Genomic DNA, 9,540 nt, shown 5'->3' on the forward strand with positions numbered 1-9,540 from the left:
GGGGCGCCCGGTGCACACCGGGCGCCCCTCCCCTCTGCCGGAAGCTCAGCCGTGGTTCAGCTCGAACCACACCACCTTGCCGGTGCTCAGCCGGGTCGCGCCCCAGCGCCGGGCCAGCCGGTTCACCAGGTACAGCCCGCGGCCGCCCTCGTCGGTGGCGCGGGCCTGCCGCAGCCGGGGCAGTTGCGGCACGTCGTCGCCGACCTCGCAGCGCAGCACGTCGGTCCGCAGCAGCCGCAGGGTCACCGGCCGGGACGCGTACCGCACCGCGTTGGTGACCACCTCGCTGACCAGCAGCTCGACCGAGTCGGTCAGCTCCTCAAGACCCCAGCGGGCCAGCGCGTGCCGGGCCAGCCGGCGGGCCCGGCCGGGCGCCGCGTCCTCCGGCTCCAGGTACCAGTACGCCACGTCGCTCGGCGCGATCCCGTCGAAACGGGCGGCGAGCAGCGCGATGTCGTCGTCCCGGTCGCCAGGACCGAGCATGTCCAGCACCTCGTCGCACAGGGCTTCGAGCGGCGGCGGATGGTCCGGGCCGGTCAGCTGGGCGGTGGCGGCGAGCTTCTCCCGCAGCTGCTCTATGCCGGTCCACACGTCCCGCAGCCGGGACTCCACCAGACCGTCGGTGTACAGCAGCAGGGTGGCGCCGGCCGGCGCGTCCAGCTCCACGGCCTCGAAGTCCACCCCGCCGACGCCGATCGGGGCGCCCGGCGGCACCCGCAGCACCTCGGCCCGGCCGCCCAGGTGCAGCAGGACGGGCGGCGGATGGCCGGCGTTGGCGATGGTGATGCGGTGCGAGACCGGGTCGTAGACCGCGTACAGACAGGTCGCCATCCGGTCGGTGCCGAGCCGCTGGGCCTGTTCGTCGAGGTGGTGCAGGACCTCCTGGGGCGGCAGATCGAGTCCGGCGAGGGTCTGCGCGGTGGTGCGCAGCTGGCCCATGATGGCCGCCGACGTCATGGAGTGCCCCATCACGTCCCCGACCACCAGCGCCACCCGGCTGCCGGGCAGCGGGATCGCGTCGTACCAGTCGCCGCCCACCCGGGCCGTCTCGGCGGCCGGGAGGTAACGGGAGGCCAGCCGGACGCCGGTGCAGCGTGGCAGGTTCTCCGGCAGCATCGTGCGCTGGAGCTCGTCCGCGATGTACGCCTCGCGGCCGTACAGCACCGCCTTGTCGATGCCCAGCGCGCTGTGCGTGGCGAGCTGCGCGGCCACCAGCAGGTCGTCGGCCTCGAAGGCGGTCCGGTCCGGGCGGCGCAGGAACAGCGCGGCGCCGATCACCCGGCGCCGGCCGCGCAGCGGCGCGAGGATGGCGCGCTGTCCCTCGGGGATGGGCAGTTCGCTGAGGTCGCCGAGGAGTTCGGGCAGCGCGGCACGGGCCGCGGGCGCGTCCGTGAAGACCGGCCGCACCCCGCGCAGCACCTCCGCCAGCGCGCTGCCCGGCCGTACTTCGCACAGCTCGGCGCCGACCGGGTCCAGCTCGGCCGGTTCCGGCTGGACCGGCGGCACGAAGCCGCCCTCGGTGTCCCGCTCGGCCGGAATCCGGTCGGTGCGGCGCAGCCGCAGCACCAGCGGACCGGTGGGCCGCTCGTCGCCGACCGGCAGCGGCTCGCGCAGATAGACCAGGATCGCGTCGGCGAACGTGGGCACGGTCGCCCGGCACAGCCCCATCACGATCTCGTCGAGGTCCATGCCGCGGGCGATCCGCCGGGTCGCGGCGCCCACGAACCGCAGCCGCTCCCCGTCCCGCCGCATCGGCGTGGGCCGGCCCGGCGGCAGCGGCTGCCCGCTGCGCCGCTCCGGACCGGTCGGCTCGGCCGCGGCGTCCTCCTGGACCGGCACCGGCCGGGGGCGGTGGGCGCCGGACCCGGCCGGCTCCTCGGTGCCCGGCTGGGCGTGCTCGGAGACCCCGACGGGGTCCGCGCCCGCCGCGGCGGGCGCGGGCGGCACGGGTGGCGTCGGCGGGGTGTCCCCGGTGCGGCCCTGCGCCGGGAGGGCGCCCTCCGGGGCGCGCGGCGGTGCCGGGGTGTGCAACAGCGCCCCGCGGGGGTCCGTGGGGTCGACGCCCGGCTGAGGGCGCTCGAAGGAGATCGGGTGCTCCGTCACGCGTGTCGAATCCATCCGTCCGCGACTGCGCGCCGTGCGTGCAGTTCGTCCCGCAGAACTCCGAGTACCCGGAACTGCCGTCCCGGGAACGGAATCTCCGCGTGGTCAGAGGCTGTGCCTGTACCGCCGCCGCACCGGCCGCGGTCCCTGCCGGCGCTGCCCTCGTACCCCTCGCTCACGTCCTGCCGCCCCTCGGTGACGTTCGGTCAAGCCCTGTGCGTGTCACGCCTGTTGCCGCCGCGAGCCCTTGCGGAGGACGATCCTACGTTTCTTGCCCGGGGGCGCATCAAGGGTCTCATGAGGACACGTGCGCGGGCGTGCGATCCCAGTCGGCCGGGAGGAACGGTACCGGCCACGCGGGGTCCGGGCGCCAGTGCTGCCAGCCGTCCGAGAACGGTGGCCCCCAGGCCCGGATCACCGCCACGGCGGCCCGGCCGGCCGCCCGCACCCGCTCGGCCAGCGCCGCGTCCATCAGCCCGTCCCGCTGGGCCTGCGCGAACTCGTCCTCGTCCCGCCACTGCCAGCCGCGGTCCGGGTCGACGGTGATGTCCAGGAAGTGGTCCTCGGAGTCGACGCCGCCGGACCAGCGGGTCAGCGGCTCCTCCAGGTTCACGTACCAGTTCTTGAACCGCCAGCCCGGCTCCCAGAACAGCCACACCGACCAGGGCTCGCCGGGCCGGGCCAGCTTCAGCACCCCGGTGCCGAGCCAGTGGCCGCGGGCCACGGTCCGGGGTCTGGTGTAGCGGGTGGCCAGCGGTTCCCGGTGCGGGGGCGTGCCGTCGGCCAGCACCGGCTTGACGCATTCGGTGCCGGGGGCCAGCCAGACGGCGAGCAGGTCGGCGTCGTCGCGTACGACGGTGACGGGGCGGGCGATGTGCGGGCGGCGGCCGCCGTTCTCCCGGTAGCGCCACAGGATCTGGGTCCCGGGGGTCCAGAACGCCGGCCCGCCCGCCCGGGCGGCCGTACTCACCGCTTCACCGTCTGCCATGCGGAGATATTAGGTGCCGCGGGCATCCGGCGCTGCGGCATCCGTCACCTCGGTCCCGGTCAGGGACGGGTCATCCGCAGCACGTCCAGCGCCTCGTCGAGCTGCTGCCCGGTCAGGTCCCCGCGCTCCACGTACCCGTTCTCCTCGACGACCTGACGGATCGTCTTGCGCTCGGCCAGCGCCTTCTTGGCGACCTTGGCGGCCTCCTCGTACCCGATGTACTTGTTCAGCGGCGTGACCACGGACGGCGAGGACTCGGCGTACTCGCGGGCCCGGTCGCGGTGCGCGACGATCCCGTCCACGGTCCGGTCGGCCAGCAGCCGGGAGACGTTGGCGAGCAGCCGCACCGACTCCAGCACGTTCTTGGCGATGACCGGCAGCATGACGTTCAGCTCGAAGTTGCCGGCCGCGCCCGCCGTGGCCACGGTGGCGTCGTTGCCGACCACTTGGGCGGCGACCATCAGTACCGCCTCCGGAATGACCGGATTCACCTTGCCCGGCATGATCGACGAACCGGGCTGGAGGTCGGGCAGCGAGATCTCCGCGAGCCCGGTGCGGGGGCCGGAGGACATCCAGCGCAGATCGTTCGCGATCTTCGTCAGTCCGACCGCGATGGTGCGCAACTGCCCGCTGGTCTCCACGATCCCGTCCCGGGCGCCCTGCGCCTCGAAGTGGTCGCGGGCCTCGGTCAGCGGCAGCCCGGTGGCGCGGGCCACCTCCGCGATGACGGCGGCGGCGAACCCGGGCGGGGTGTTGATCCCGGTGCCGACCGCCGTGCCGCCCAGCGGCAGTTCGGCCAGCCGGGGCAGCGAGGCGTGCAGCCGCTCCACGCCGTACCGCACCTGGGCCGCGTACCCGCCGAACTCCTGCCCCAGGGTCACCGGGGTGGCGTCCATCAGATGCGTCCGCCCCGACTTCACGACGTCGGCGAACTCCTCGGCCTTCCGCTCCAGGGCCGCCGCCAGGTGCTCAAGGGCCGGGACCAGGTCCCGGCTGACCGCGGCGGTCGCGGCGATGTGGAGGGAGGACGGGAAGACGTCGTTGGACGACTGGGAGGCGTTGACGTGGTCGTTGGGGTGCACGTCCCGCCCGAGCCGTTCGCTCGCCAGGGTGGCGATCACCTCGTTGGTGTTCATGTTGGACGAGGTGCCGGAGCCGGTCTGGAAGACGTCGACCGGGAAGTGGTCGTCCCACTTCCCGTCGGCCACCTCGGCCGCCGCCGTCCCGATCGCCCCGGCCACCTCCCGGTCCAGCACCCCCAGCTCGGCGTTGACCTTCGCCGCCGCCCCCTTGATCCGGGCCAGCGCCTCGATGTGCGCCCGCTCGATCCGCTGCCCGGAGACGGGGAAGTTCTCGACGGCCCGTTGCGTCTGCGCCCGCCACTTGGCGGCTGCGGGGACGCGGACCTCGCCCATGGAGTCGTGCTCGATGCGGTAGTCGCTGTCGCTCATGTCCGGTACAGCGAACGGCACCGGTCCGTTGTTCCTGGACGAGGCCCGTTCGGGTCAGGCCAACCCCGGCCCCCGCACCGGAATGGACGTGAACGTCGGCTGCGGCGCCGGGTCCTGGAAGAAGTCGTTGCCCTTGTCGTCCACCACGACGAACGCCGGGAAGTCCTCGACCTCGATCTTCCAGACCGCCTCCATGCCGAGCTCCTCGTACTCGACGACCTCGACCTTCTTGATGCAGTCCTGGGCGAGCCGCGCGGCCGGGCCGCCGATCGAGCCGAGGTAGAAGCCGCCGTGCGCGTCGCACGCGTCGGTGACCTGCTTGGACCGGTTGCCCTTGGCCAGCATCACCTTGGAGCCGCCCGCCGCCTGGAACTGCTCGACGTAGGAGTCCATCCGCCCGGCCGTGGTCGGCCCGAAGGACCCGGATGCGTACCCCTCGGGGGTCTTCGCCGGACCGGCGTAGTACACCGGGTGGTCCTTCAGGTACTGCGGCATCTCCTCGCCCGCGTCGAGCCGCTCCTTGATCTTGGCGTGCGCGATGTCGCGGGCCACCACCAGCGGGCCGGTCAGCGACAGCCGGGTCTTGACCGGGTACTTGGTCAGCTCGGCGAGGATGGCGTCCATCGGCTGGTTGAGGTCGATCCGGACGACGTCGCCCTCCGACTCCAGGTGCTCGTCGGTGGTGTCGGGCAGGAACCGCGCCGGGTCCGTCTCCAGCTGCTCCAGGAACACGCCCTCGGCGGTGATCTTCGCGACCGCCTGCCGGTCGGCCGAGCAGGAGACGGCGATCGCGACGGGGCACGAGGCGCCGTGCCGGGGGAGGCGGACCACCCGTACGTCGTGGCAGAAGTACTTGCCGCCGAACTGCGCCCCGATCCCGATCTTCTGGGTCAGCTCGAAGACCTTCTCCTCCAGCTCCTTGTCCCGGAACCCGTGCCCGAGCGGCGAGCCCTCGGTGGGCGCGTTGTCCAGGTAGTGCGCGGAGGCGTACTTCGCGGTCTTCAGCGCGTACTCGGCCGACGTGCCGCCGACCACGATCGCCAGGTGGTACGGCGGGCAGGCGGCCGTGCCCAGCGAGCGGATCTTCTCCTCCAGGAACCTCATCATGGCGGACTCGTTCAGCACCGCCTTCGTCTCCTGGTAGAGGAACGACTTGTTGGCCGAGCCGCCGCCCTTGGCCATGAACAGGAACTTGTAGGCGCCGCCGTCGGTCGCGTACAGCTCGATCTGGGCCGGCAGGTTGGAGCCGGTGTTCTTCTCCTCCCACATGGTCAGCGGGGCCATCTGGGAGTAGCGCAGGTTCAGGTTCTGGTAGGCGTCGTAGATGCCGCGGCTGAGCGCCTCCTCGTCGCCGCCCGCCGTCAGCACGTGCTGGCCGCGCTTGCCCATCACGATCGCCGTGCCGGTGTCCTGGCACATCGGCAGCACGCCCGCCGCCGCGATGTTGGCGTTCTTCAGCAGGTCGAGCGCCACGAACTTGTCGTTGCCGGAGGCCTCCGGGTCGTCGATGATCCGGCGGAGCTGCGCCAGGTGCGCGGGACGCAGATAGTGCTGGATGTCGTGGATGGCCTCCTCGGCCAGCCTGCGCAGCGCCTCGGGCGCCACCTTGAGGAACGTCCGCCCGTCGGCCTCGAAGGTGGAGACACCCTCGGAGGTCACCAGCCGGTACGGGGTGGTGTCCTCTCCCTGGGGGAGCAGATCGGTGTACGCGAACTCAGGCATCTCGCCCATTCCTCACTCGACAGACGGTCGCTGGCCTCCGTTGGCAGCGTTCCTCAGCGTAGAACCTGCCGGTGACGGTGAACTTGTGAGGTTGTCCTCACCGATCCCCACTGGGGGCTAGTCGCGATCTATCGCGTTTCGGTACGCTGCTGCCGTGGACCTTCAGAAGCACGCGCCGCAGCAGGACGCCCCCACGCCCGTCACCGAACTGCGCGCCTCGGACGCCGACCGCGACCGCATCGCCGACATGCTCCGCGAGGCGCACGCCGAGGGGCGGCTCAGCGCCGACGAGCACGCCGAGCGGGTCGAGGGCGTGCTGGCCGCCAAGACGGTGGGCGAGCTGGACGGGTTCGTCCGGGACCTGCCCGCCGCCCACGAGCGGCGCGCGTTCCCCTCGGCACCGCCGCGGCGCCCCGCGCCCGGCGCGATACCCGCCGAGCCCGACGACAGCGTGGTCGCGGTGTTCAGCGCCGCCGTCCGCAAGGGCCGCTGGCGGGCGGGCCGCCGTATCCACGCCTACTCGGTCTTCGGCAGCGTCGAGATAGACCTGAGCGAGGCGGTCTTCGAGCACCAGCAGGTGGTCGTCAAGGCCGTCTCGGTCTTCGGCAGCGTCGACATCCGGGTCCCGGAGAACGTGACGCTGCGCGGCGCGGGCGGCGCCGTGCTCGGCAGCTTCGAGGTGGACACGGCCGACTCCGCCGAGACCGAGGCCCCCGTGGTGCACGTGGACGGCTGGGCGGTCCTGGGCAGCGTCGACGCCCGCCCCAAGCGCGGCAGTCTGGTCGTGGACATCCTGGACCGGGTCCAGCGCAAGGTCGACCGGCATGTGCGCAGGCACCTGGGGCACTGACCGTTGCCGTCGTGAACGCCCGGGGTGGGCGCGGCGGTTCGGGACCCAGTGCATAGGCGCGCGTACAGCGGGTAAGGCTTGCTGCATCGTCTCTCGCTCGCGAAGCCGTCGTCAGGAGTAGACCGTGCTGCAACCGCCGCCTTCGTCCCTGCAGGTAGCCGCCGTTCCGGCCCAGCGGGTGCCGGCGCGAGACCGGGACCAGGACGCCCCCTGGCACACCGAGGCGGTGTGCCGACGCGACGAGGCGGGTCTGTTCTTCGCACCCTCCAAGGAACCGACCGCCGCCCGGCTCTCCCGCGAGGAGGCCGCCAAACGCGTCTGCGCGCGCTGTCCGGTGATGGTGGAGTGCCGCGAGCACGCCCTGCTCCAGCCCGAGCCCTACGGCGTCTGGGGCGGCCTCACCGCCGCGGAACGCCGCGTGGTCCTGGCCCGCAGGCGCCGCCGCGACCTGGAACTGAAGAAGACGACCAGGACGACGGGCCACATAGCGGCGGCGGGCTAGCCGGAAGCAGCGCAAAGGCACCCTCTCCGCACAGAGGGTGCCTTAATGACGCCGGAGGGGCAGTCGTCCCAGGGGCGCGGGGAACTGCGCGACAAGCCGCGACTTACCCGCACCCGACAACGACCCATGACCCCGACGGCGCTACTTCGCCCGGTCGAAATCCACCGCACTGTACGCCCGCAACTTACTGAGCCGATGCTCGGAGTCGATCCGCCGCACCGTCCCCGACTTGGACCGCATCACGATGGAGTCGGTCGTGGCCGTCTCCGGCCGGTACCGCACCCCCCGCAGCAGCTCCCCGTCCGTGATCCCGGTCGCCACGAAGAACACGTTCTCCCCGGTGACGAGATCCTCCGTGGTCAGCACCCGGTCCAGATCGTGCCCCGCGTCCAGCGCCCGCTGCCGCTCCGCGTCGTCCTTCGGCCACAGCTTGCCCTGGATGGTGCCGCCCAGGCACTTCACCGCACAGGCCGAGATGATGCCCTCGGGCGTACCGCCGATCCCGAGCAGCAGGTCGATGCCGGTGCCCGCGCGCAGCGCCAGGATCGAGCCGGCCACATCGCCGTCGGAGATCAGCTTGATCCGGGCGCCGGTCTCCCGGACCTCCTGGATCAGGCCCTGGTGCCGCGGCCGGTCCAGGATGACGACCGTGACGTCCTCCGGTGTGACCCGCTTGGCCTTGGCGACCCGGCGGATGTTCACGGCGACCGGCGCGTTGATGTCGACGAAGTCGGCCGCCTCCGGTCCGGTGACCAGCTTGTCCATGTAGAAGACGGCCGACGGGTCGAACATCGAGCCGCGCTCGGCCGCGGCCAGCACCGCGATCGCGTTGGTCATGCCGTTCGCGGTCAGCGTGGTGCCGTCGATCGGGTCGACCGCGATGTCGACCTCGGCGCCGGTGCCGTCGCCGACCCGCTCCCCGTTGAAGAGCATCGGGGCCTCGTCCTTCTCCCCTTCGCCGATGACGACGACGCCGTTCATCGACACGGTCTGGACGAGGGTCCGCATGGCGCGCACCGCGGCGCCGTCGGCGCCGTTCTTGTCGCCGCGCCCGACCCAGCGGCCCGCGGCCATCGCCGCCGCCTCGGTCACGCGGACCAGTTCCATCGCGAGGTTGCGGTCCGGGGCCTCGGCTGGGACGTCCAGCTCGGACGGCAGATGGTGATGATGCTCGGTCATCGATACGCACCTTTCTGTACGACGACGGCCGGATGAGGGTATGGCCATGACTCTATCGCCAGTCCGACTGTATGAGCAGGGGACCCCACGGATGAGCACTTCGGGTACCTGCGACGATGGGGGGCGTGGCAGGTAGAAACGGCAAGCAGAAGACCGCGCGGAACATGATCTACTCGCTGGGCGTGACCGTCCTGGCCGGGCTGGTCATGTGGGCCTTCGTCCCGCACGACGACAAGGAACCCGACCTCCAGCGGGTCGACTACCGGGTGGAGCTGCTCACCGCCCGCCGCGCCGCCCCGTACCCGGTGGCCGCGCCGCAGGGGCTGCCCAAGGAGTGGAAGCCGACGTCGGTCCGCTACCAGGCCACCGACTCCGAGACCTGGCACCTGGGCTTCCATCTCCCGGACAGTCAGTACGTCCAGGTCGAGCAGTCGACGGGGAAGCCGTCCGCCTTCATCGAGGAGGCGAGCCAGGGCGCCACGGCGACCGACGTCACCGAGCGGATCGACGGCCGCACCTGGACCCGGTACGAGGGCGGCCGGTACGACGCCCTGGTGCTGACGGACACCGACGGGGTGAAGGGCGCGACGACGGTGGTGGCCGGCACCGGCTCGTTCGGTGAGCTGACGAAGATGGCGGCGGCGCTGAAGATGTCCTGAACGGCCGCGGGGGGGGGGGGGGGGGGGGGGGGGGGGGGGGGGGGGGGGGGGGGGGGGGGGGGGGGGGGGGGGGGGGGGGGGGGGGG

Annotated in this window: 8 protein-coding genes; 3 read left to right on the forward strand and 5 right to left on the reverse strand. The window is 72.5% G+C overall.

What is annotated here, in order from left to right; genetic code table 11:
• Positions 1-45: 45 nt before the first annotated feature.
• From ACTT8P_RS37005 to ACTT8P_RS37020, 4 genes are all read right to left on the reverse strand, one after another.
• Entirely contained in the window at positions 46-2,118 is a 2,073-nt protein-coding gene (locus ACTT8P_RS37005) for an ATP-binding SpoIIE family protein phosphatase (protein WP_442836186.1), read from the reverse strand.
• Between the two features lie 280 nt (positions 2,119-2,398).
• A complete protein-coding gene (gene fomD, locus ACTT8P_RS37010; RefSeq protein ID WP_442836187.1) occupies positions 2,399-3,091 on the reverse strand; it encodes a cytidylyl-2-hydroxypropylphosphonate hydrolase in 693 nt (230 codons plus the stop codon).
• 59 nt (positions 3,092-3,150) lie between these two features.
• Positions 3,151-4,542: a class II fumarate hydratase gene (locus ACTT8P_RS37015; RefSeq protein WP_442836188.1), complete on the reverse strand. Its 1,392-nt coding sequence runs from the start codon at positions 4,540-4,542 to the stop codon at positions 3,151-3,153.
• Between the two features lie 54 nt (positions 4,543-4,596).
• A complete protein-coding gene (locus ACTT8P_RS37020; RefSeq protein WP_442836189.1) occupies positions 4,597-6,264 on the reverse strand; it encodes a fumarate hydratase in 1,668 nt (555 codons plus the stop codon).
• Positions 6,265-6,418: 154 nt separating this feature from the next.
• On the opposite strand from ACTT8P_RS37020, the gene ACTT8P_RS37025 reads away from it, so the two are divergent.
• Both ACTT8P_RS37025 and ACTT8P_RS37030 read left to right on the forward strand, forming a co-directional pair.
• Entirely contained in the window at positions 6,419-7,114 is a 696-nt protein-coding gene (locus tag ACTT8P_RS37025) for a DUF1707 SHOCT-like domain-containing protein (RefSeq protein ID WP_442836190.1), read from the forward strand.
• A gap of 124 nt (positions 7,115-7,238) precedes the next feature.
• A complete protein-coding gene (locus ACTT8P_RS37030) occupies positions 7,239-7,616 on the forward strand; it encodes a WhiB family transcriptional regulator (protein WP_361162770.1) in 378 nt (125 codons plus the stop codon).
• A gap of 141 nt (positions 7,617-7,757) precedes the next feature.
• Here ACTT8P_RS37030 and glpX read toward each other — a convergent pair whose 3' ends face one another.
• Positions 7,758-8,795, reverse strand: a complete 1,038-nt coding sequence (gene glpX, locus ACTT8P_RS37035; RefSeq protein ID WP_442836191.1) for a class II fructose-bisphosphatase — start codon at positions 8,793-8,795, stop codon at positions 7,758-7,760.
• 125 nt (positions 8,796-8,920) lie between these two features.
• On the opposite strand from glpX, the gene ACTT8P_RS37040 reads away from it, so the two are divergent.
• Positions 8,921-9,454, forward strand: coding sequence for a DUF4245 domain-containing protein (locus ACTT8P_RS37040; RefSeq protein ID WP_442836192.1), 534 nt, complete (start codon positions 8,921-8,923; stop codon positions 9,452-9,454).
• Positions 9,455-9,540: the final 86 nt, after the last annotated feature.

This window comes from Streptomyces sp. JW3, assembly GCF_052216785.1.
Classification (GTDB): Bacteria; Actinomycetota; Actinomycetes; order Streptomycetales; family Streptomycetaceae; genus Streptomyces.